This window comes from Salipiger sp. PrR002 (assembly GCF_010500775.1).
Classification (GTDB): Bacteria; Pseudomonadota; Alphaproteobacteria; order Rhodobacterales; family Rhodobacteraceae; genus Salipiger.
Genome location: NZ_JAAGOU010000021.1, coordinates 58,249 through 81,092 on the forward strand (window position 1 = coordinate 58,249; position 22,844 = coordinate 81,092).

General features: G+C 64.2%; 21 protein-coding genes. 9 read left to right on the top strand and 12 right to left on the bottom strand.

The genetic code is table 11. The features are described from left to right. Window positions 1–10 precede the first annotated feature (10 nt). The 3 genes from G0A00_RS18460 to G0A00_RS18470 all read right to left on the bottom strand — a co-directional run bounded on the left by G0A00_RS18460 (window position 11) and on the right by G0A00_RS18470 (window position 4,755). Entirely contained in the window at window positions 11–2,527 is a 2,517-nt protein-coding gene (locus G0A00_RS18460; protein ID WP_164183244.1) for a branched-chain amino acid ABC transporter ATP-binding protein/permease, read from the bottom strand. Window positions 2,528–2,540: 13 nt separating this feature from the next. Further along, a complete protein-coding gene (locus tag G0A00_RS18465) occupies window positions 2,541–3,416 on the bottom strand; it encodes a branched-chain amino acid ABC transporter permease (protein WP_066111909.1) in 876 nt (291 codons plus the stop codon). A gap of 94 nt (window positions 3,417–3,510) precedes the next feature. Further along, window positions 3,511–4,755, bottom strand: coding sequence for an ABC transporter substrate-binding protein (locus G0A00_RS18470; RefSeq protein ID WP_164183242.1), 1,245 nt, complete (start codon window positions 4,753–4,755; stop codon window positions 3,511–3,513). Window positions 4,756–4,931: 176 nt separating this feature from the next. On the opposite strand from G0A00_RS18470, the gene G0A00_RS18475 reads away from it, so the two are divergent. After that, complete coding sequence (locus G0A00_RS18475; protein ID WP_164183240.1) at window positions 4,932–5,672, top strand: GntR family transcriptional regulator; 741 nt, start codon at window positions 4,932–4,934, stop codon at window positions 5,670–5,672. 209 nt (window positions 5,673–5,881) lie between these two features. Continuing rightward, window positions 5,882–6,082, top strand: a complete 201-nt coding sequence (locus tag G0A00_RS18480) for a hypothetical protein (RefSeq protein ID WP_066111915.1) — start codon at window positions 5,882–5,884, stop codon at window positions 6,080–6,082. A gap of 127 nt (window positions 6,083–6,209) precedes the next feature. Here G0A00_RS18480 and G0A00_RS18485 read toward each other — a convergent pair whose 3' ends face one another. From G0A00_RS18485 to G0A00_RS18500, 4 genes are read right to left on the bottom strand one after another with little or no spacing between them, the layout of a single operon-like run. Next, window positions 6,210–7,283, bottom strand: coding sequence for a tartrate dehydrogenase (locus G0A00_RS18485; RefSeq protein WP_164183238.1), 1,074 nt, complete (start codon window positions 7,281–7,283; stop codon window positions 6,210–6,212). An 11-nt stretch (window positions 7,284–7,294) separates the two neighbouring features. After that, window positions 7,295–8,377: a tartrate dehydrogenase gene (locus G0A00_RS18490; RefSeq protein WP_203595435.1), complete on the bottom strand. Its 1,083-nt coding sequence runs from the start codon at window positions 8,375–8,377 to the stop codon at window positions 7,295–7,297. Between the two features lie 13 nt (window positions 8,378–8,390). Then, window positions 8,391–10,394 (bottom strand): tripartite tricarboxylate transporter permease, encoded by a 2,004-nt coding sequence (locus tag G0A00_RS18495; protein WP_164183236.1) that lies wholly within the window; start codon window positions 10,392–10,394, stop codon window positions 8,391–8,393. A gap of 9 nt (window positions 10,395–10,403) precedes the next feature. Continuing rightward, window positions 10,404–11,360 carry a tripartite tricarboxylate transporter substrate binding protein gene (locus G0A00_RS18500; protein WP_164183234.1) on the bottom strand — a complete coding sequence of 319 codons (957 nt, stop codon included), beginning with the start codon at window positions 11,358–11,360 and terminating at the stop codon, window positions 10,404–10,406. 225 nt (window positions 11,361–11,585) lie between these two features. On the opposite strand from G0A00_RS18500, the gene G0A00_RS18505 reads away from it, so the two are divergent. The 3 genes from G0A00_RS18505 (at window position 11,586) to G0A00_RS18515 (ending at window position 14,762) form a co-directional block, all read left to right on the top strand. Next, the gene (locus G0A00_RS18505) at window positions 11,586–12,524 is read left to right on the top strand and encodes a LysR family transcriptional regulator (protein WP_164183232.1); all 939 of its coding nucleotides are present in this window, start codon (window positions 11,586–11,588) and stop codon (window positions 12,522–12,524) included. Between the two features lie 69 nt (window positions 12,525–12,593). After that, the gene (locus tag G0A00_RS18510; RefSeq protein WP_164183229.1) at window positions 12,594–13,496 is read left to right on the top strand and encodes a LysR family transcriptional regulator; all 903 of its coding nucleotides are present in this window, start codon (window positions 12,594–12,596) and stop codon (window positions 13,494–13,496) included. 102 nt (window positions 13,497–13,598) lie between these two features. Then, on the top strand, window positions 13,599–14,762 hold the full coding sequence (locus tag G0A00_RS18515) for a mandelate racemase/muconate lactonizing enzyme family protein (RefSeq protein WP_164183227.1): 1,164 nt from the start codon (window positions 13,599–13,601) through the stop codon (window positions 14,760–14,762). Between the two features lie 63 nt (window positions 14,763–14,825). On the opposite strand, the gene G0A00_RS26405 is transcribed toward G0A00_RS18515, so the two are convergent. Then, the gene (locus tag G0A00_RS26405) at window positions 14,826–14,996 is read right to left on the bottom strand and encodes a hypothetical protein (RefSeq protein ID WP_203595436.1); all 171 of its coding nucleotides are present in this window, start codon (window positions 14,994–14,996) and stop codon (window positions 14,826–14,828) included. Window positions 14,997–15,353: 357 nt separating this feature from the next. On the opposite strand from G0A00_RS26405, the gene G0A00_RS18520 reads away from it, so the two are divergent. After that, window positions 15,354–15,632: a hypothetical protein gene (locus G0A00_RS18520; protein WP_203595437.1), complete on the top strand. Its 279-nt coding sequence runs from the start codon at window positions 15,354–15,356 to the stop codon at window positions 15,630–15,632. 75 nt (window positions 15,633–15,707) lie between these two features. After that, window positions 15,708–16,685 (top strand): murein L,D-transpeptidase catalytic domain family protein, encoded by a 978-nt coding sequence (locus G0A00_RS18525; protein ID WP_164183225.1) that lies wholly within the window; start codon window positions 15,708–15,710, stop codon window positions 16,683–16,685. 72 nt (window positions 16,686–16,757) lie between these two features. Here G0A00_RS18525 and G0A00_RS18530 read toward each other — a convergent pair whose 3' ends face one another. Together G0A00_RS18530 and G0A00_RS18535 are read right to left on the bottom strand one after the other, a co-directional pair. Then, complete coding sequence (locus G0A00_RS18530; RefSeq protein ID WP_164183223.1) at window positions 16,758–17,930, bottom strand: amino acid ABC transporter substrate-binding protein; 1,173 nt, start codon at window positions 17,928–17,930, stop codon at window positions 16,758–16,760. Beyond that, window positions 17,905–18,906 (bottom strand): PQQ-dependent catabolism-associated beta-propeller protein, encoded by a 1,002-nt coding sequence (locus G0A00_RS18535; protein ID WP_164183221.1) that lies wholly within the window; start codon window positions 18,904–18,906, stop codon window positions 17,905–17,907. The genes G0A00_RS18530 and G0A00_RS18535 overlap by 26 nt, the downstream gene beginning before the upstream one ends. A 212-nt stretch (window positions 18,907–19,118) precedes the next feature. Here G0A00_RS18535 and G0A00_RS18540 point away from each other — a divergent pair, with 212 nt between their 5' ends. Both G0A00_RS18540 and G0A00_RS18545 read left to right on the top strand, forming a co-directional pair. Beyond that, window positions 19,119–20,693: a PQQ-binding-like beta-propeller repeat protein gene (locus G0A00_RS18540; protein ID WP_255455359.1), complete on the top strand. Its 1,575-nt coding sequence runs from the start codon at window positions 19,119–19,121 to the stop codon at window positions 20,691–20,693. 66 nt (window positions 20,694–20,759) lie between these two features. Then, window positions 20,760–21,347: a c-type cytochrome gene (locus tag G0A00_RS18545; protein ID WP_164183217.1), complete on the top strand. Its 588-nt coding sequence runs from the start codon at window positions 20,760–20,762 to the stop codon at window positions 21,345–21,347. A 17-nt stretch (window positions 21,348–21,364) separates the two neighbouring features. On the opposite strand, the gene G0A00_RS18550 is transcribed toward G0A00_RS18545, so the two are convergent. Continuing rightward, complete coding sequence (locus G0A00_RS18550) at window positions 21,365–22,141, bottom strand: ankyrin repeat domain-containing protein (protein WP_164183215.1); 777 nt, start codon at window positions 22,139–22,141, stop codon at window positions 21,365–21,367. Between the two features lie 131 nt (window positions 22,142–22,272). Next, window positions 22,273–22,692, bottom strand: coding sequence for a hypothetical protein (locus G0A00_RS18555; protein WP_164183213.1), 420 nt, complete (start codon window positions 22,690–22,692; stop codon window positions 22,273–22,275). Window positions 22,693–22,844 lie beyond the last annotated feature (152 nt).

The following is a 22,844-nucleotide window of genomic DNA, read 5'->3' on the forward strand; positions in this document are numbered from 1 at the left end:
AGGTCCTTTCTCAGAGCCAGAGCACTTGCCGGCGCAGGTCGATGTCATGCGCGAGCGCGGCGGAGGGGCCGTCGTGGATGATGCTACCCCGTTCGAGCGCGACCGTGCGGTCAGAGAGTGTCAGCGCCAGATCGAGGTTGTGGTCGACGATGATGATCGAAACCTCCTGCCGCAGCCGGTCGAAGGTTTCGAAAAGCTGCTCGACCACGGCGGGTGAGAGCCCCTCGAAGGGTTCGTCCAGCAGCAGCACGCGGGTGTCGCCAGAGAGCGCCCGCGCGACCGCGGCCATCTGCTGCTCGCCGCCCGAGAGATAGTCGGCGGGGGTGTCGATGCGTTCTTTGAGGCGCGGGAAATAAGAGAAGATGCGCTCTTCGTCCCAATGCACCCCATGCCCGGTCTGACGCTGGATGCGCCCAAGCTCGAGGTTGTCCTTCACCGACATGCCAGCAAAGAGGCCGCGCCCCTGCGGCACATAGGAGATCCCGGCGCGCGCCATGGCGGCGGAGGGCAGCCCCGAGATCGTCTTGCCCTCGAGGGTGATCTCGCCGCTGCCCACCGGGGCGATGCCGATCAGCGATTTCAGCAGCGTCGATTTGCCCGCGCCGTTCCGACCCAAGAGCGCGAGGATCTCGCCCTGCCGCAGATCGAAGCTGACGTCGTTGAGGATGTGGCTCTTGCCGTAGCTGACGTTGACCTTGTCGAGCGACAGGATGGTGGCGTCCTGCACCGCGCTGACGCGCGGCTTGGCGGCGACCGCCGAGGTTCCCGAGCCGATATAGACCTCTTGTACCCGCGCGTCGCCGCGCGCCTCGTCCACCGTGCCGTCGAGCAGCACCTGTCCCTCGTTCATCACCGTGACGTGGTCGGCCAGTTCGAACACCCGGTCGATGTCATGCTCGACCAGCAGCACCGGAATGTCGCGGGACAGCGCCTTGAGCAGCAGGCCGATGCGCTCGCGCTCGGCCACCGACAGGCCCGCCAGCGGCTCGTCGGCCAGCAGGATGCGCGGGTGATTGCCAAGCGCCAGACCCAGATCGAGCAGCCGCTGACCGCCGTAGGACAGCGATCCGGCCTCGGCCTCTTCCATGCCGCTGAGCCCGGCGTAGCGCATGATCTGCGCGGTACGCTCGTTGACCTGCGCAAGGTTGCGGGCGCGGATCACCGGGTTCATCCGGCTGGGATCGCCCGCCTGCACCGCGAGGCGGATGTTCTCTTGCACGGTGAGCGAGGGAAAGAGGTTGGTGATCTGGAAACTGCGCCCGATCCCGGCTTCGGAGATCTCCTCGGGCTTGCGCCCCGAAAGCGGCTGGCCGCCCAGCGTCACCTCGCCGCTGTCGGGGGTGTATAGGCCCGACAGCAGGTTGAACGCTGTGGTCTTGCCTGCGCCATTGGGGCCGATCAGGGCGTGCAGCGTGCGGTCCCGCACCGAAATGTCGACCTCATCCACCGCCTTGAGCCCGCCGAAATGCTTGGAGATGCCGCGCGCCTCCAGCAGCGCGCCGTCCACATGGCGCTCGGGGCGCAGGAACTCGGGCAGCGGATGCACCTCGGCCTTGCGCCCGGCCATTGCCGCGCCGGTCTCGGCGGGCGGATTGAAGTGCCGCCGGATCTGTCCGGGGATGCCGATCAGCCCGTCGCGGGCGAACAGCACGAAGCCCATGAACACGAGGCCGAACCAGAACAGCCAGTTCTCGGAATAGATCGACAGATACTCGCGGAAGAGGATGTAGAAGAGCGCGCCGATCGCCGGACCCATGAACGAGCGCATGCCGCCGATCACCACCATGGCCAGAAGCTCGCCCGAGAAGACCACCGACATCGGCTCGGCCGAGGTCATGCGGTTCTTGTAGAGCAGCAGCACCCCGGCCAGCGCGGTGATCGTCGCCGAGAGTACGAAGGCGGCCAGCTTGTAGCGGTCGACCTTGTAGCCCAGAAAGCGCGCGCGCTGCTCGTTCTCGCGGATCGCCAGCAGCACCGTGCCGAGCGGCGAGTTATAGACCCGCCACAGCAGGCACAGCACCGCAAAGGCGATGAGTGCTACCAGCCAGTAATAGGGCTGGGACATCTCGAAGCTGAGGCCGAAGATCTGCGGGCGGGAGATCCCGCCCAGCCCGTTCTCGCCGCCGGTCACCTCGGTCCAGCGAAAGGCGATGGTGAACCCGAGCGCCGAGAGCGCCAGCGTCATCAGCGAGAAATAGACCCCCCGGCGGCGCAGGATCAGGGCGCCGAAGACGGCGGCGATCAGCGCGGTGGCAAGCACGGCGACGATCAGCGGCAGAAAGAAGCTGCCCTCTGCGCCCATGGCTCGGGCCGAGAGCCCGGCGAGATAGGCGCCAAGGCCGAACCACGCGCCATGGCCGAAGCTGATCAGCCCGGTGCGCCCGGCAAGGATGTTGAGCCCCATGCAAGCGAGGCCGAAGACCACCACCTCGGTCGCCGAAGTATAGGTCAGCCCGGCGGCGAGGATGAGGAAGGGCAGCACGATCAGCGCGGCTGCCGCGACAAGAAGCGGATGTATGCGGGTCATGCGTTGGATCGTCTCATTCGAAGCGGAGGATGCGCTCGCCCAGCAGGCCGCGCGGGCGCACCAGAAGCACGAGGAACATCAACAGGTAGATGGCGGCGGTGGACCATGACGACAGGCCGATGGCCACGAGCACGCCCTTGGTCAGCCCGACGAGGACAGCGGCGATGATGACGCCCCAGAACGAGCCGAGCCCGCCGATCACCACCACCACGAAGGCCAGCGTGATGACCTCGGCGCCCATCGCCGGGTGGATGGTATAGATCGGCGAGAGCAACACGCCCGCCAGCCCGGCGAGGCCGATGCCGATGCCCGCGACCACCGACAGATAGGGCCGCAGTGAAATGCCGAGGGAGCCGACGATCTCGGGGTTCTGCACCCCGGCGCGGACGATGCGCCCGAAGGCGGTCTTGTTGAGCAGCAGCCACAGCGCACCGACGGCGAGCACCGCAACGGCGATCAGGAAGATGCGGTAGCGCGAGTAGATGAAATCACCCAAGAACACCTGCCCGCGCAGCAGCTCGGGCATGTTGTAGTTCTGCGGCGAGGCGCCGAAAATCCAGCGCAGCCCCTGCTCGATCACCATGGCAAGCCCGAAGGTCAGCAGCAGCGAATAGAGCGGATCGACCCGGTAGAAGCGGGTGAAGAGCGTGCGCTCGGTCGCCATGCCCAGCCCCGCCACGATCAGCGGCACGAGGATCAGCGCGCCGAAATAACCCACATAGGGCGTGATCAGGATGGCGAGATAGGCGCCGATGGCGAAGAAGGCGCCATGCGCGAGGTTGATGATCCCGCCAAGCGAGAAGATCAGCGACAGTCCCAGCGCGATCAGCAGGTAATAGGTGCCGTCCAGCAGGCCGTTCAGCACCTGCGCGATGAATAGCCCCAGCATCGCGGCGCTCTCCTTCCTTGGGTATTTTCTTTGGATATCGGGGGGGTGGGGCAGGGGCCCTCTGGCCCGCTGCCCCGGCTGCTTTACCGGCCCATCACATCGAGCAGGTGCCGCCAGTGACGGCGGTGGCCAGCGACTCGAGCGGCTGGTCTGCGCCCGGAACCGGATCGGAGGTGGTGAAGATGTCCCACTCGTTCTGCGCCTCGTCGGCGGGCAGCGCGGTGATCGCATAGATCTCCTGAATGAGCTGGTGGTCCGAGGGACGGAAATAGCCCGGACGGCTCTTCATCAGGTCGAACTTGGCCTCCTCGCTCTCAAGATAGCCGACCAGCGCGTCTCCCGAAGCGTCGCCCGCCTCGGCCACCGCTTTGGCCATGATCAGACCGGCGTTGTAATCCCCCCAGGCCTGGTTCTCGGGCGGCTTGCCATAGGCATCGCTGAACGCCTGCACGAAGGCTTGGCTGGCGTCGTTCTGCACCAGATGGTTCCACACGTTCGGCCAAGTGCCGCGGAAGTTCTGCGCCCCCGCCGCCCAAGCCGAAACCGTGTCGAAGCCGAAGCCGCCGAGCGTGAAGTCGAGGCCGAACTCACCGTATTGCTTGAAGAAGTTGGTGATCTGCGTGCCCGCGAGGTTGAGCGCCACCACGTCCGGCTCGGCCTGACGGATCTTCAGCAGGTAGGACGAGAAATCGGTGGCGTCGGTCGGCACCAGATCGTCGCCGACAAGGTTGCCGCCATTGGTCTCGAGAAAAGCCTTGGCCGCCGACAGAAGGTCATGGCCAAAGGCGTAATCGGCGCTCAGCGTGTACCAGTTCTTGCCACCCACCATGCCCTCGCCCGCGAAATACTGGCCTTCGGCGTTCACATACATCGAGTTCTGCGTCTCGACGTGGAACATGTAGCGGTTGCAGTCCTGACCGCGCAGGCTGTCCGAGTTGCCGCCGGTGTTGACGAAGCATTTCTTGTAGCGCGCCGCGACCTGACTGATCGTCAGGCAGGAGGCCGAGGAGATCTCGCCGATGATCATGTCGACGCCGTCGCGCTCGAACATGCGCTCGGCCTTGGTCGAGGCGGTCTGCGGGTTGACGCTGTCCTCCATGATCAGCTCGACCTGCCGCCCTCCGGCGCCGCCGTTGGCGTTGATGTGCTCGACCGCCAGCTTGATGCCCATCTGCGCGTATTCGCCGAGTGGGCCGAGAAAGCCGGTGGTGGGGGTTAGGTGGCCGATTTTCAGCGGCGCGCCCTGCGCCCGAAGATAGGCGGGGGCGGCGACGGCAAGCGTCAGGCCAGCCGCTCCCGTCCGCAGGAATCCCCTGCGGCTCGTGAGATGGTTCGTCATGGTACTCCTCCCTGAGACCAATTTGCTAAGATCACCTCGGGCCCTGCCTCTTGGGGTCCGGCGGCCGATGTTCCTCCGTGGCCGTCTTACCCATGGGAGAGCCTTGCTCCTCCATCTGTGATCTGAGATCACAGTTACAGAGCGGGCTTCCGCGGTCAACTGGAGTTATGAGATAGATGAACGACGGCCTCGAACAGCTTCAGCCCGCGCGTCGGGAAACCCTTTCGGATCAGGTGCATGAGGCGCTCTGCGAGATGCTTTTGTCGGGCGCGCTCAAGCCTCGGGACAGGCTGTCGCTGCGCGATCTCGCCGAACGGCTGGACGTTTCCATGATGCCCGTGCGCGAAGCGGTGAGTCGTCTCGCGGCCAGCGGGGCGCTGAATGTCTCGCCAAAACGGGCGGTGCAGGTGCCGCTGATGACCGCAGCGGAGTTCGCCGATCTGACCGAGGTCCGGATGCTCAATGAAGGCCAGGCCGCGCGCCGTGCGGCGCTTGCCGCAAGTGAGGCAGAGATCGCCGGGATCCTGCGCCTTGCCGAGCAGTTTGAACGGGTTCTCGACAGATCCTATGGCAGCGCCGAGGCGGTGGCGGCCAACAAGGACCTGCATTTCGCGCTCTACCGGGCGTCCGGGTCTGAGGCGCTGATACAGGTGATCCGTATGCTCTGGCTCAAGGCCGGTCCGATCATCAATTACGACATCGGGGTGAGAGCGGGCGTGCCGGCGGAAGAGGGCCTGACCCGGTCGCGCACGCACCATTCGCGCGAACACCACCGCCAACTCTGCCAAGCGCTGCTGGCCCATGACGGCGCAGCGGCGGCCCATGCCATCGCCGAGGATATCCGCGTCGCCTCCGAGATGATCCGCGCCCATGCCGCCGACGAGATGGATGAGGGGCGCAGGCGTATCCTGATCTGAGGCGGCGGGGGGCTTTTCAGCTCACTTAGGCATGCGCCCGAGCCATCCCATGGCTCAGCACCGGGTGATCGGCGGTCTTGCGCTGATGCCGACGCCGAGGCTCGCGGTTGCCGTGGTTCTGCACTACCGGTGGGGCCTCGCGCCGGTCGGAGCGCCGGGCAGGTGTCCGCGCGGGCGGAAGGCGTAACTATCTAACTGAATGCAAGAAAATGAAACTGGCGGATATCTTTTTCGTGTCGATCTTTGTGGTGCTGCTGGCCATGCTGATCGCGCTCTCTTTCTTCGACCTTTGGTACGGGCTGATGGGCATCGGGCTGCTTCTCGTGGTGTTCGGACTGCTGCTTTTGCTGATCCGGCGGGCCAACCGGCCCACCTCGGCGCAGATCGCGGCGATGCGGATAAAGCACTGATCGCATCAGACGCTGAGGGCGGGCTTTGGCATGGGTGCCCTTTAGCCCGGTCACCCCTCTGGCGTCGGTCATGGTTTGACCTACCGATAGGGCGGCACCGCGGCACCCGTCGATGACCGCCCAGAGGTTACGCGAGCGCGTCGGCGATGGCCTTGCCGCAGGCCTCGGTGCTGGCCGTGCCGCCGAGATCGCGGGTGCGCAGGGCCTCTTCCGACAGGACCTGTTCGATGGCGGTGACCATGTCGGCGGCTGCATCGCCGTGGCCAAGGTGATCCAGCATCATCGCCCCGGCCCAGATCTGCCCGATCGGGTTGGCGATGCCCTGTCCCGCGATATCCGGGGCGGATCCATGCACCGGCTCGAACAGCGAGGGGAACAGCCCGTCGGGGTTGATATTGCCGGAGGGCGCTATGCCGATCGTTCCGGTGCAGGCCGGGCCAAGGTCAGAAAGGATGTCGCCAAAGAGGTTCGACGCGACGACCACGTCGAACTTGTCCGGGTTGAGCACGAAATGCGCGGTGAGGATGTCGATGTGGTATTTGTCCCAAGCGACATCGGGATAGGCTTGCGCCATCTCCGCGACACGCTCATCCCAATAGGGCATGGTCACCGAAATTCCGTTCGACTTGGTGGCCGAGGTCAGCCGTTTGCGGGGGCGTTTCTGCGCCAGCTCGAAGGCGTATTTCAGCACCCGGTTGACGCCGACGCGGGTCATCACGGTTTCTTGCATGACGATCTCGCGCTCGGTGTCCGGGAACATCTTGCCGCCGACCGAGGAATATTCCCCTTCGGTGTTCTCGCGGACGATCCACATGTCGATGTCGCCGGGCTTGCGACCGGCAAGCGGACAGGGCACCCCCGGCATCAGCCGCGCCGGACGCAGGCTGATATACTGGTCGAACTGCCGCCGGAACTGGATCAGCGAGCCCCAGAGCGAGATGTGATCGGGCACCGTCTCTGGCCAGCCGACCGCGCCGAAGAACAGCGCGTCGTGCCCCTCGACCTGCGCTTTCCAATCGTCCGGCATCATTTGCCCGTGCTTGAGATAATGGTCGCAGGAGGCGAAATCGAACTCATCGAACCGCAGGTCGATGCTGTGTTTCCGCGCCACCGCCTCCAAGGCGCGCAGCCCTTCGGGAACCACTTCCTTGCCGATCCCATCCCCCGGGATGACGGCGATCTTGAGATGATTGGGAGCCATAGTCTGTCCTTTCAGGAATTGCGGCCGCGCAATGTGGCGATCACCGCATCGGTGACCATGCGCGTGGTCGCCGCGCCGCCAAGATCGGGGGTGTGCAGTGCCGGGTTGCCGGTGGCAGCCTCGACCGCTTGCATCAGGTGATCCGCCGCAGCCTGCTCTCCGAGGTGCTCCAGCATCATCGCGGCAGTCCAGAAGGTGGCAATCGGGTTGGCGATGCCCTTGCCGGTGATGTCGAAGGCCGAGCCGTGGATCGGCTCGAACATCGACGGTGTCTCGCGCTCGGGGTTGAGGTTGGCCGTCGGCGCGACGCCAATAGAGCCGGAGAGGGCGGCGGCGAGATCGGACAGGATGTCGGCGTGCAGGTTGCTCGCCACGATGGTGTCGATGGAGGCCGGGTTCATCGTCATGCGCACGGTCATCGCATCCACCAGCATCTTGTCCCATGTGACATCCGGGAAGTCGCGCGCGACCTCTGCGGCGATCTCGTCCCACAGAACCATGCCGTGGCGCTGCGCGTTCGACTTGGTCACCACGGTAAGCAGCTTGCGGGGCCGGGATCGCGCCAGCCCGAAGGCAAAACGCATGATCCGCTCGACCCCCGCGCGGGTGAAGATCGACACATCCGTGGCCACCTCGATCGGCAGACCGGGATGCGAGCGGCCACCCTGACCGGCGTATTCTCCTTCGGAGTTTTCGCGCACGATGACCCAGTCCAGCTCGCCATCGTTCACATGGCGTAGCGGGGAGCGGATGCCGGGCAGCACGCGGGTCGGGCGGACATTGGCGTATTGGTCCAGCGGCTGGCAGATCGCGAGACGCAGACCCCAAAGCGTCAGATGGTCGGGCACATCCGGCGCGCCCACCGCGCCAAAGAGGATGGCATCGAAGGCGCGCAACTGGTCGGCGCCATCCTCGGGCATGAAGGCGCCGGTCCGCTTGTAGCGGTCGGTGCCCCAGTCGAAGCTCTCGACCTCAAAGCGAAAGCCGCCGTCACGCTCGGCCAGAGCGTCCAGAACCTCAAGGCAGGCCTCGACGACTTCCACACCGATCCCGTCGCCGCCAATGGCGGCGATCTTGTGAGTTGTCATGGTCATAGGGGTCTCCGTTTCAGAAAAGCAGGCCGGCGGGCATGCGCAGCAGCAGAACATTCGCCATGAGCCACCAGAAGCCGCTGCAGATGAGCGCGCCCGACAGGCCCCAGATCGCCCACGTGCGGAGCGGGGGACGGTCGTAGTCGGCGATCAGCATGACGACGGCAAAGGCGATCAGGCTGGTCACCAGAAAGCCGATGTGCGGCATCGCAAAGACCCAAGCCAGCATGGTGATCCCAAGCGCGATCCGCCGTCCGGCGCCGTCCTCCATCCGCAGCGCGCCAAGCCTTGGGCCGGTCGGGCGCCGCAGGTTTTGCACGATCAGCACCGCGGAAAAGAGGATCAGCGCGGCGGCGATGGTCTTGGGGAACACCGCGCCAAGATCGGACATGCCGGTGGCGGCGGAATAGATCGCGATCCCGCACAGGATGAACAGCAGCGCCAGCCCCATGCCCGGATAGTCGCGGGTCTTGATCTCGGCAGGAAGCGCGGTGCCCTCATCGGCCTGCGGCAGCGCGGTCTGCTCGAGTTGGCTGCGCCGCCGCGCCTTCCATTCGACCCAGAAGGGGAACAGCAGCGTGAGCAGCGCCGCAAGGATGATGCCGATGCTGATTGGCCGGTTGAAGAACATCTCGGGCAGCCGGTTCGAGGCATTGCCGATCAGCCACGTCTGCACAAACCCCTGCTCGGCGATCGACCCGAGCACCAGACCCAGAACGATGGGCGAGGGCTGAAATCCAAAGCGGTTCAGCACCCAAGCGATCAGACCCAGCACCACCATGAGCTGCGCGTCCTCGACGTTCGAGTGGATCGCGAAAGACCCGATGATGGTCAGCAGCGCCACGGTCGGCGCAAGCACCGCCTTGGGCACGCGGATGATCGAGTTGTACGCATAGCGCCCGATCAGCAGGCCCACCGGCAGCATCAGGATGGTCGCGATCAGCAGGCCCCAGATGAATGTGTAGACAATGTTGCCATCGGTGGTGAACAGCGTCGGCCCGATCTTGATCCCCTGCACCAGCAGCGCGCCGAGGATGATCGCGTCGGGCGGCGTTCCGGGGATGCCGAGCACCAGCGTCGGGATGAAGCCCCCGCCGACGGTGGCGTTATTGGCGGCCTCGGTGGCGATGACCCCGTCGGGATTGCCCTTGCCGAAGCTCTCGGGCTGGTCCGACGACCGGCGGGCCTCGGAATAGGACACCAGTCCGGCAATCGAGCCGCCCGCGCCGGGCAGGATGCCGATGACGGTCCCGATGACCGAAGAGCGCAGGACGTTGAATTTCCGCGTCATCGCGAAGCGCAGGCCCTCGCCGATCCGGAGCCCGCCGGTGTCCGAAGGTTTCAGATGCGGGTCGGGCGTCGCCACGAGATCGAGGATCACCGGAATACAGTAGAGCCCGATGATCGCCGAGGTCAGATCGATCCCGGCCAGAAAGCGTTGCATGCCCAGCGTGTAGCGCACGTCGCCCCCAACGACTGCGACGCCGATCATCGACAAGAAAAGGCCAATGCACGCGCCGATCAGCCCCTTGATCGTATTGCCCACCGACAGCGCGGCGATCAGCGTCAGGCCGAACATGGCGAGCCAGAAATACTCGGTTGGCCCGAAGGCGAGCGCAACCTTGGCCAGCGGCGGCGCCAGCAGCAGAAGCGCGATCGCGCCCACCGCGCCGCCCACCACCGAGGCAATCGTCGCGAGCGACACGGCAAGCCCGCCGTCGCCACGTTTCGCCATCGGAAAGCCATCGAAGGTGGTGGCGATGGCCGAAGGCGTGCCGGGCGTGTTGACCAGAATGGCGGCATAGGCACCGCCATAGATCGCGCCGGTGTAGATCGCGCCGAGGGCGATGAGGCCCGCGGCGGGATCCATTGTGAAGGTGAAAGGGACAAGCACGGCCACCGCCATGGTCGCCGAAAGTCCGGGCAATGCGCCAATGACGGTCCCAAGGATCACCCCCGCAAGGGCAAGCATCAGGTTGAACGGCGTCAGCGCAGCCAAAAGGTAGCCGAGAATGTCCATTTCAGGCGATCAGTTGATGATGCCGAGGGCCTTGGCGCTCTCCGTGAACTCGTCGACACGCTCGGCGACGAAAGCGTCCATCTCGCCATAGGGAATGTCGGTCAGCACGAAGCCGCCGCTTTCCATCTTTTCGACGAACTCGGGCTGGGCGTTGATCTCGGACACGATGTCGGAAATGCGCTGGCGCAGGTCTTCGGGCGTGGAATTGGGCACCGCCACGCCGCGATAGGCGCCGCCGACAATGTCATAGCCAAGCTCCTTGAAGGTCGGCACGTCGGGGAAGGCGGGCATCCGCTCGTCGGCGGCCACCGCCAGCATGCGCATCTCATCGCCCTGGTTCACGCCAGAGGTCGCGTAGTTGAAGCCCGCGGTGGTCTGGCCGCCAAGGATCGCGGTGATCGATGGGCCGGTGCCCGAGAAGGGCACATAGGTGGTGGTCACCCCGGCCAGCTCGTTCAGCTGCACCGCCGCGATGTTGTTGGCGGAGTTAGAGCCCGACCCCGCGAAGGTCACCATGCCCGGATTCTCTTTGGCGTAGTCGATCAACTGAGCCAGATCCTCGAACTCGCTGTCCTTCTTCACGAAGATCGCGTTGGGCGTGTAGTGGAAGTAATGCACCGGAACGAGGTCCTCTGTGGCATAGCCCACCGACCCGGCCAGCGGCTGCAGGATCGTATGGGGCAGGTTGATCCCCATGATGGTGTAGCCGTCGCCGGGCAGCGAGTTCAGCTGCGACCATGCCTGCGCTCCCCCTGCGCCGGGCTGGTACTGGATCACCACCTTCTGGCCGGTGACCTTCTCCCATTCGGCTTGCTGGAACCGCGCCGAGATGTCGCTTTCACCGCCCGCGTTGAACGGAATGATGTAAGTCATCGGCTTTGATGGAAAATCTTCGGCCGATTGTGCAGCCACAGGCCCGGTCATCGCCAAGACCGAGACAAGCAGGGTTGCGAGAGTTTTCTTCATGGTGTCCTCCTCCTAAGACGCCGCGCTGGACACGGCCGAGCGGGCAAGCGGGCGGCGCCGAGGCCCTGCTGGCCGTCCGCGCGCGCCCTCTCCCCCTTGGACCTGCGGGCTCTGCCGACAGGTCGGTGCCCCTCACTCCTCAATGTGGGCAAACAGGAGCCTAGACTGCTTCATGAAATTAATTAATTTCAGAAAATGAACTTCATTATTGCGCTGAGGTAAGTAATGGGCGAGGGCGATCTGGGGTTTTTCGTGCTGTTGGCGCGGCACGAAAGCTTTGTCGAAACCGCGCGCGAGATGGGGGTTACGGCCTCTGCGGTCAGTCGGCGTCTCGCCCGGCTCGAGGAGAAGCTGGGCGTGCGGCTGATGAACCGCACCACCCGCCGGGTCAGCCTGACCGGGGAGGGCGAGCTTTATTTCAGCAAGGCGGTCGGTCTGCTGGGCGAAATCGAAGAGCTTGAAAACAGCCTGCGGGTCGGGCTCGAACGCCCGAGCGGGCTCTTGCGGATCAACGCCACCTTCGGCTTCAGCCGGACCTATATCGCGCCCACGGTGGCCGAGTTTTCAGAGCTTTATCCCGAGGTGGAGGTGCAACTGGTGGTCACCGACGCCCCGCTGAACATCGTCGAGCAGGGGTTCGATCTGAACATTCGTTTCGGCAATTCGCCGAGCAGCAACCTGATCCAGCGCCTGCTGCAGCGGAACCGCCGCTTCATGTGCGCCTCGACGTCCTATCTGGAAAAGCACGGGTCCCCGAATTCACTGGAGGATCTCATCCGTCACGATTGCATCGTGCTGCGGCAGGAACACGACATCTACGATATCTGGAGGTTCGACGATGTGGCCGGAGAGACCGCCTCGGCGCGGGTGAACGGGCGGCTGAGCACCAACGATGGCGAGATGGCGCGCGAATGGATGCTCGGCGGTAAGGGCATCATGCTGCGCTCGGAGTGGGACATCTCGCGGCATGTGCGCGATGGTCATCTGCGGGTCGTTTTGCCAAGCTACTTCCAGACCGCCAACATCGCGGCGATCTATCCCAAGCGCCATAATCTGACAGCCAAGGTCAGCATCTTCGTCGACATGCTGGCGCAGCGCCTTCAATCCGAGAACCTGAGCGCGCCGTTCCAACTGACGCCCGAGGAACTGGGCGGCACGAACTAAAGCTCCCCGGTTCGGCTTCAGCCTGCTATTACATACGTATTGGGCATAGATCGGAGGCGTGTGCGGCATATGGACCTTGGCCTGCTCGAGGATTTTCTGGAACTGGCGCGCGAGTTGAATTTCTCTCGCGCGGCCGAGAAGAGGAACATGACCCAGCCCGCGTTCAGCCGCCGCATCCGGGCGTTGGAAGAGGCGGTCGAAACGCCGCTGATTTCGCGCACCACCCGCCAAGTGTCCCTCACCGCCGCTGGCAAGGTGTTCCAGCCGCGCGCAGAGGCGATCGTCCGGGCGCTCTGGGACGCGCGCGCCGAGGCGAAAGAGGCAGCAGGGCTCGCGCAGCGGTCGCTGAACCTCGCCGCGACACATGCGCTGTCCTACACATTCGTGCCGCGCTGGCTGATGTCCGTCGCAGGTCCGGGGCAGGTCGGCACGCTCAACTTGGTGTCCGATACCTTCCGGCAGTGTGTGCGCCTGATGGAAAGCGGCGATGCGACATTCTTCATATGTCACAAGGGGTCTGGCGAAGGTCTGGCGCTTCCCGAAAAGCAGTTTGCGCATCATCCGGTGGGCTGCGACCGGCTTGTGCCGTTCTGCGCGCCGGGGGAGACGGGTGCCCCGCTCTGGACGCTCGGGGCCGGGGCGGAGGACCTGCCGCTTCTGTCCTATGGGCCCGCGTCGGGGCTTCACCGGATCCTAGAAACCCATTGGGCGCAGCATGGTCGGCCACGGCTGAAATCGGCGATGAGTTCGGTGCTGGCCTCCACCAATCTTGAGATGGCCAAAGCGGGGCAGGGGGTCGCGTTCCTGCCGTCCTCATTGGCGGAGGCAGAGGTCGCAAAGGGCGCTTTGGTGCGGGCCGGGGCAGCGGAGTTCGAAGTGCCGCTGCAGATCGTGATCTATCGCTCCCGCTCCCGGCTCTCGCCGCATTGCGAGGCGTTCTGGAGTACGCTTACCTGCGCCGATGCCGCGTAATTTATGCCAATTGGGCATGAATATACTCTGAAACGGCATTGGAACTCTCTCACTTGGCGCGCCTAACGTCCGGCGCAGTTCACACTGAAAGGGAGCCCGCCCATGCGCATCGTCGATATCCGCGAAGTCACCAAGCCGATCGCCTCGCCGATCCGGAACGCCTACATCGACTTCAGCAAGATGACCGCGAGCCTTGTGGCCGTCGTGACGGATGTCATCGTCGATGGGGAGCCGGTGGTGGGCTACGGCTTCAACTCGAACGGGCGTTACGGGCAGGGCGGTCTGATCCGCGAGCGCTTTCGCGACCGCATTCTCGAGGCGGCTCCGGACACGCTGCTGAACGACGAGGGCAGCAATCTCGACGGCCACCGGATCTGGGCTGCGATGATGCAGAACGAGAAACCCGGCGGCCATGGCGAACGGTCGGTCGCGGTTGGAACCATCGACATGGCGGTCTGGGATGCGATTGCGAAGATCGCGCAGAAACCCCTGTTTCGCCTGCTGGCTGAGCGTAAGGGCGTGGAAGCCAATCCAAGGGTCTTTGTCTACGCTGCCGGGGGCTACTACTACCCCGGCAAGGACGACAGCGCGCTGCGCAAAGAAATGCGGGGCTATCTCGACCGGGGCTACACTGTGGTCAAGATGAAGATCGGCGGTGCCTCACTTGCGGAAGACCAGCGCCGGATCGAGGCGGTGCTGTCGGAGATCGGCAGCGAGGCGCAGCTTGCGGTGGATGCCAATGGCCGCTTCGATCTGGAGACCGCGATCGCCTATGCCAAAATGCTCCGGCAGTATCCGCTGTTCTGGTACGAAGAGATCGGCGATCCGCTCGACTATCAGCTTCAGGCGGCGATGGCCGAGTTTTATCCCGGTCCGATGGCCACGGGAGAGAACCTGTTTTCCCATCAGGATGCGCGCAATCTGCTGCGCTACGGCGGCATGAGGCCCGATCGCGACTGGCTGCAGTTCGACTGCGCCCTCTCCTATGGGCTGGTGGAATATCTGCGCACGCTCGAGGTGCTCGAACAGCTTGGCTGGTCCCCCTCGCGCTGTATTCCCCACGGCGGGCATCAGATGTCGCTCAATATCGCCGCCGGTCTGGGGCTGGGCGGCAACGAAAGCTATCCGGACCTGTTTCAGCCCTATGGCGGGTTCCCTGATGGGGTGCAGGTCGAGCAGGGGCACATCACCATGCCCGAGCTGCCGGGCATCGGGTTTGAGGGGAAATCGGACCTGATCGCCGAGATGAGGGCGCTGTCTGCCTGAGATCCGTCAAAATGCAAAAGGCCGGGGCAATGCCCCGGCCCACCTTCAGGATGTATCGCGCCGTTAGGCGGTCGCTGCCTGGTCGTGCCGTTCGCGGTGAATGGAAACGGCTTCAAGCAGAAGCTCTGGATCTTCATCGGCGGGGCAGATCCGCTGGGCGATGTCGAAGTCGGACATGCCGCGCTGCAGAAGCTGCTCGATGACGCTCGATTGCTCTTTACTGAAAATACCCATGTGAAAGTTCTCCCTCTTTTGTTGCCCAGACACGTCTTTGCCAAGACAAGGCTGCACCAGTTGGGCGATATGTGTCGTCCACTGGCGGCTGCAGAATGTTTGGGTATCCACCGGGCAGAACCGGCGGGAGCCCTCTGTTAGCACAAACCGAGAACTCGACCAACCCCCAATAACCGTCGCCCCTCGCGGCGGGGAACTGACGCTGCGGAACAAGCTGCGCGGAACTGGCGATGCAGTGCCCGAGACATGCCGAAGAGTGTGTCTCAGACGGGTGCTTGAAATGCCCCCCGCCATGAATGTTAGGATGGCCGGAAGACCGACGCCGCGACGGGCCGGCCCCGACAAATCAGTTGCCGCTTGGACCGCAAAGGAGCCACCGCCATCGAAGCTCAGTATCTCGCCGCCATCATCTTGTCGCCCTTCATCGTCGCCTTCATCTATGCGGGCGTGCACGAATACCTGCGATTCAAGTCGGAGGGGCGCGCCAGCTATGGGCTCGTCTACGACGAAGACACCGGCACGACCTATGTGACCGGGATCGCCGAGGACGATGACGGCTATGACCTCGAGGAATTTGACCCCAGCGGCTACACCAACCCCGAAGCCAAAGCCGAACCCGAGGCCGAGAAAGCATAGAAGCTCTTGCAACCGGAGCGGGCAGGCGCTGTAGTGAGTGTGACGAGCGTCGTCTGGTAGGAGGTTTACCCGTTGTTGCTCAATTCTCTCCATCGCGCCTTTGCTGGCTTGCTCTTGATCGCGCTGTCGGCCCCCCTTGCAGGGCAGGCGGCCTCTCCGGCGTCGGACATTCCTGCTTGGCTGCAAGCGCATGTGGGCACCGGCGAAGGTCAGATCGCGCCGGTGGTTCTGGAGCGGGCGCGCGCGCTCTATGTGAAAAACCGCCAGACCGGCAAGGTCAGCAACCCCTGCTATCTGGCGATGGACGCAACCCGCCCGAGCACCGCACCAAATGGCGCGCCCGGCGCCCGGTTCTACGTTATCTGCGAGGCCGACAGATCGTTTCGCGCGGTGTCTTCCGGCTATGGCAACGGACGGAAACTGCAACGCGCGGATTTCTCGAACGGGCGGCAATGCGCAAAGAATTTCAGCAATGCTGAGGGCTCGAAGCTGACCATGGGCGGCGCTTACACGACGGCGGAAACGCGGACGTCGTTCAAGGGCTACTACAGCCAGTCCGGCCAGCGGACGCCGTTCTACCGCACCTTCCTGCTGTTTGACGGTGAGGGCGACACTGAAAACGCCAGAGAGCGGGCCATCGGCGGACATCCCGCAGTCTTTCTGAAATGGCAGTGCCGGTTCAAAAACCCAAGCAGCCCGAACGCCGACAAAGAGGGCTATGTCCCTTACGGCAATCTGGTGAATTACACCGGGGGCCGCAGCAATGGCTGCACCACATGGTCGCCCGCCGTCTCTGACGACATCATCGAGCTTGTGGATGGCAACCCGACCAGCCTTTACATCTACCCCGAAGGCCGCGACATCGACGCCGTCGCCAATGCGGTCAGGACCGGCAGCTCTTTGTCACGCGCCGGGCTTTATTGGAACGCAGCGTGCCTCAGCGCCATCGGCGCGCCGAAGTTCTGGCCGAAGCGAACCCTTCAGCCGGTGATCAACAGCTGGCGGCAATCCCTGCCGGACCAGCCGCCGCGAGACTTGCCGATCTGTAAGTGAGGCATGTTGGGCCGAGCAGGGGCCCGGCCTTTGAAAAGCCCCAGCACTGACAAGGGGGGCATCGGCGTTGGGTCAATGGCTGCAGGCGGTTTCTTTGCGATCCTGACCGAGCGTGTCGAGCGTCTCTGTCTCATGCGCGAAACCAGAAATCGGGGCCACGGCGAGCACCGCATTCGAGGTGGCAAGCACAATGGGTTGCCGCAACTGCCCGTTCCATAATCGGAAATTCCCGCGGACACCCTTGTAGAGATCGACCGAAAGCTCGGGCGACCTCAACGCCTCTTTGATCCGCGAAGGCTCGGCGCTGCCGGAGTGGATCGCCGCCTCGGCAAGCGCCTTCACTGCGGCCCAGCCTGCCCAGTCTTCCGAGGACATCTCGCGGCCTGCAAGCCGGTGGAACCTCTGGTTGAGCTGCGGCGCGCCATAGCGTTCGAACGTCCAGTGCCACGCGCGGGCGACCAGCCCTTCGGACCCGACAACCGGGCGCGGCGCGTAGGTGGCATAGGGAAGGTACCGACCAAAATCCCCAAGGTCATCGACGAGCCAGACCACATCGTAACGCGCCCCCCCGGTGAGAAGCGCGATGTTGTTGTGGTCGCGGCGGCGCGGGTCATTGGTCAGTTCGAACATTCGCTCGTCGACGATCCGCAGCCCAAATTTCGCAGCCGAGCGCCGCGCTGCGGCGGCACGCTCGGCGTCGGCATCCGTCGCGCCGTGCACCAGCAGGATATCGCGCCAGTTTTGCGCCCGCAGGTATTGCGCCAGCGCGTCGCTCAGCATCATCTCGGAGGGCATGATGTGCAGCAGGTTCGGCGCGCAGTCCTCGGCGCGCCAGCGGTCGGCGGCGTCCCGGATGTTGAGAAACAGCGTGTCGGGTCCGGACAGGCGCAGAGCTTCGGACATCTGCTCGGGCGGCAGGTCCAGAAGGACCGCAAGGGGAGGGGAGGCGCCCATAGTCTGCAGGTTTCGGGCAAGCTCTGCCGGGGTGGTCATCAGCTCTGACAGCTCGAAACTGAGGCCGGTCGCACGGGCCAGAACCCGTGTGTCCCGCAGGCCCAGTTGCACCCCCTCCAGGGGTCTGTGGCGGTCACGCAGCGACAGGCCAGTGTAAAACGGTTGCGGTTCGTAATAGGGGTCGTCTGCCATGCCAAGATACACAAGGCGCAGCGGATCCTGTGCCGCGAGGGGACCGGCAAGCAGAAGCAGCAGCGCAAGCGCCCTAGCGATCGTCGATGAGGATATCATAGGGCACCCGCCCGACAGGGATCGAGGCCAGCGCCTCAAGGCTGTCGGTGTCGATCACGGTGACATCGTCTGAGAGGCCGTTGGCGACGAAGAGGCGGGTCTCATCCGCCGTCAGTGCCAGCCCCCAGGCGCGGCTGCCGACCAGCACGTAGTCGATCACCCTGCGCTTTGGCACATCGACGACGGCCACATGGTTGGCCCGCCCGAGCGCCACATAGGCGCGCTGCCCGTCCTCCGAAATCTCGAGATCGACGGGTGTCACCTGCTCGGGGCGGAACCCCGTTGGCAGGAAGGCGATGTCACCGACCAGCTTCAGGCTGGCCACATCGATGATGTCGACAATGCCCGCCAGCTCGGCAGACACCCAAAGTTCCTTGCCGTCCGGGGTCAGGGCAAAGCGGCGGGGCCGCGTGTCGACGAGAATGTCCGCGATCACCTCATCTGCTTCGAGGTCGATCACATGCACGAGGTTGGCCGCTTCCGAAGCGACAAAGACCAGCTTGCCATCCGGGGTGACTTGCACTCCCTCCGGCTCTTCGCCGGTCAGATACTCGGCGAGCAGTTCGCCGGTCTCTATGTCGATGACAGAGGCGGCGGCGTCCTCCTCGTTGGAGACGATCAGCCGCCGCCCGTCGGGGTGCAGATCGAAGGTTTCTGGCGCGGGCACGCCGCGAATGCGCCGGATCAGTTCAAGCGTCGCGGTATCGTAGATCGCGATGGTGTCGTCATCCGCGCAGCCGACGAAAAACTGCGAATGATCCGCGCTGAAATGCACGCCTCGCGGACGCGCGCATGTGTCGATCGTGCGAACGAGTTTCAAGTCAGGCGAGAGAATGCTCAGGGTGTTGCCGCGCTCGTCCGACACGATCGCCAAACCCGATTGCGCGCTGACCTGTCCCGCCAGCGTCAGCGCCAGCGCGACGGTAGCAAACACCGTGGTCCGGCGAACGGTACTGGCGATCAGACGGATGCTCATATCTGTGTGCTATTTTTTTAGACACATTTGGTTTACCCTACGTAACTTTAGAGAGATCTTCAACGCAAACCTTGGGAGGACACGGTATGCTTGATTGGTCGAGACTGGCCGCAATATCTTGTGCGGCACTTGTTGGCTCTGGTTCAGCTCAGGCTCAGGAAGAAACGTCGGCGAGTACGCTTTACGGCGACTTGCAGTCGGTGACCCAAAGCATGCTTTCGCGAGCGGCCGGAGATGGGAATAACTTCCTGCACACCAACGCAAATTACGCTCAGACGCGCTATTACCCAGCGAGTCAGATCAACACGGGCAACGTGAGGAGCTTGCGCCCGGCTTGGATCTTTCAGACCGATATTGTCGATTCGATGGAGACGTCGCCGATTGTCGTGAACGGGGTGATGTATGTGACCACCGCGTTCAACGAGGTTTACGCGCTCGATGCGCGCACCGGCAAGCAGATCTGGCACCACAAGCACGCCATGGGCCCAGTCACCACCTATTGCTGCGGTCCCAACAACCGCGGCGTGGCCGTTGCCGGGGACAGGGTGTTCATGGGAACGCTCGATGCCAAACTGGTGGCGCTGGATGCCAAGACCGGCAAGCAACTCTGGGAGACCCAGATCGCCGAAGCCGAGCTGGGCTATTCGGAAACCATGGCGCCGTCGGTGGTCGAGAATATGGTGCTCATCGGCACGAACGGCGGGGAATATGGTATCCGCGGCTTCGTGAAGGCCTTCGATACCGAAACCGGTGAGCTGATCTGGACCTTCAACACTGTCCCCGAGGATTCAGTGGGGGTCTGGGCGACGCATGACGCCACGGGACGCGACATGCATCGTGACATCGACGCCGAGAAGGCGGCACTGGAAAGCATGGGCGATCCTTATGAGACGCTGGGCGGCGGTGTGTGGCAAAACCCGGCGGTCGATCTCGAGACGCGGCGCATCTACTTCGTCGTGGGCAACCCCTCTCCAGACCTCGACGGCAGCCTGCGGCCGGGTGACAACCTCTACACCGACAGCCTTGTTTCGGTGAACCTCGATACCGGCGAATATGTCTGCCACTTCCAGTACATCGCCCATGACGTCTGGGACCTCGACGCGGTGTCGCCGCCGATCATCACCACGGTGACGGACGATGCTGGCAACGACGTCAAAGGCATCCTGCATGGCGGCAAGACCGGCCATGTCTATGTGCATAAGGCCGACGACTGCTCGTTGATCCGCTACTCCGAAGCGATGGTGCCGCAAGAAGACATGTGGACCCTGCCCACCGCCGAGGGCGCACGGATGCTGCCGGGGGCCAATGGTGGGGTCGAATGGTCGCCGATGGCGATCGATCCGAGCCTGCACCTGACCTATGCGATCAACCTGCACCAGCCGATGACCTACACGGTGCGCTCGACACCATACCCCGAGGGGAAGATCTGGCTTGGCGGCTCGTTCGATGTCATCCCCGATGAGGCGCAATGGGGCAACGTGACGGCGGTCGACTACAACACCGGCGATATCGCGTGGCAGGTCCGCACTGCCGAGCCAATGATCGGCGGCATTCTGGCGACGGCGGGCGGCCTTGTGTTCACCGGCGAGGGCAATGGCCTCTTCAAAGCCTATGACAGTTCTAACGGCGGCGAGCTTTGGCGCTTTCAGGCGGGGGCCGGCGTAAATGCGCCGCCGTCCAGCTACACCGTCGAAGGCAAGCAGTACATCGTCGTCGCCGCTGGCGGCAACGCGCAGCTCAACTACAAGCGCGGCAACAACATCATCGCCTTTACGCTCGCGGACTAGAGCCGAGTGTCATGGCATCGGGGCGGGCCTTCCGGCCCGTCCCTTTCGGCGAGGGGAGATCAGGGAATGAAACAGGTCATGTTTGGGTTGGTCCTAGCAGCCGCCGTTGCCGCGCTGTCCGCTCAGACCGGCGCAGCCAAAGACGGCTTTGTGCTCGAGGATGAAGTTGCGGTCTGCGCGGGGTGCCACGGCGAGGAGGGTGTCCCCATCGATGAGGCCTACCCGGTGCTCTGGGGGCAGCAGTATTTCTACATTTACACTCAATTGCGCGACTATGCCGCCGGACGCAGGCAGAACGACATCATGACCGACATCGCCGCCGAGTATGACCGGGATCAGGCGAAGCTGTTGGCCGAACACTTTGCGGCGCAGACCTGGCCCGAGGTTTCCGTGCAACTGCAGGACGGAGACCTCGCGCTGGCCGAAAAGGGCATCACCGGCGGCCAGTGCAGCGCCTGCCACGGCAAATGGCAGGGCGACAGCCGGATCCCGCGGCTCGCCGGTCAGCAGCCGGACTACCTCGCGCAGACCATGCGCGACTTCAAGAACGACGTGCGAATGAACGCCCCTGACAAGAACAGCACGATGAAACAGCTCGACGATGCAACCATCGATGCGCTGTCGCGCTATCTGGCGAGCCTCGTCATCCACTGAGCCTCAGACGGCGGGGGTCAGCGCTGCAGCAGATCGGCGAGCGCGCTTTTTGTGGCAAGATCGGCGGCCCGCTTTCCGTCGTTGTCGCGCAGCCCCGGATCGGCGCCCGAGGCCAGCAAAAATGCCACCATCTGCTCATGCCCGCGTCCGGCGGCGATCATCAGAGCGGTGCGCCCCCTGTCGTCTTGTCGGTCGAGTGCCGCGCCCGCCTCGATCAGCGCGCGCGCGGTCTCCACGCCATCAGCCGCCGGTGCATCATTGGCATGGCCCGCCGCCCACATGAGGGCGGTCAGATCATGTCCCCAGATCCGGTCGGCATCGGCCCCAGCCGCGAGCAGCGCTTTGACAACGCCGGGAAAGCCGCGCCCGGCGGCATAGGCCAGCGCGCCCTTGCCGTGCCTATCCTCGACGCCCGGATCGCCCCCGGCCTCGAGCAGCATGGCCAGTATTCGCGTATCGCCATCGAAGGCCGCCGCCATGACCGGGGTCACGCCTTCTCGGCTGGCGGCGCCGACATTGGCTCCGGCGGAGAGCAGGGACGCCACGATGCGCCGCCGTCCGTTCTGAACCGCAGCCAGCAGCGGCGTCACCCCTCTGACGTCGGGCTGATCGATGGCGGCGCCACGCGCGAGCAGGTCGGTGACAATCTCCCGCGCGCCGCGCGCAGCGGCCATATTCAGCGGCGTTGCGCCAATCCGGTCGCGGGCCTCGACCGAAGCGCCAAGATCCAGCAGCCTCTTCGCGATGTCAGGGCAATCCAGCTTGGTGGCGTCGAACAGCGCTTCGTTGAGCACGCGGCCCTCCAACTTCGCGTGCGACTGGTCGAGGCGGCTTTCAAGTGCAGAGCAGGGCGGCGACGCGGGCTGGGCCGAGGCAGCGGCGGCGCTCAGCAAAAGCAGACCAAAAGCACCGCGGCCTCGGCCCCTCATCGGACGACGAACACGCCGCGAAAGCCCTGCGTGTCCAGACCTTCGACAAAGAAGCGATACTCGCCGGGCCGCTGCGGGATGAACCAGATATCGATCTCGCCTTCGTCATCGAATTCGACCGCATGCAGCCCATAGGGTTTCACTTCCTTGTCTTCGATGACCACCTGATCGATCCAGCTTTCGCGGAAAAGCTCGGGCGCAAGCAGCTTGTACTCCTCCAGCCCGTCGCTCTGGATACGCCACCGATAGTAGCGACCGGCATCGATCTCATAGCGCGTGATCGAGAACCCTTCAGATGCGCTCAGGTTGAGCGGCTCCAAACGCTCGGCACGCCGTGTCGCATCCTCCGCAGTCGCTCCGGTTGCTGCGGTGAGAACGATGAGCGACGCCCAATAGTGGCCACGGGGTCTCGGCATGGCGCTGCCGCCTTTCTTTCTGCGCCAGAAGACATAGAGCAAATCTAGCATCAGCCAGCACATCGGGCAATTCGCGGCGCGCGGCCCTCGGGCGCCACGTGTTGCAACCAAGTTGAAATGTCACCGCGTCTGCAAAGCAGGAATGTCATCAG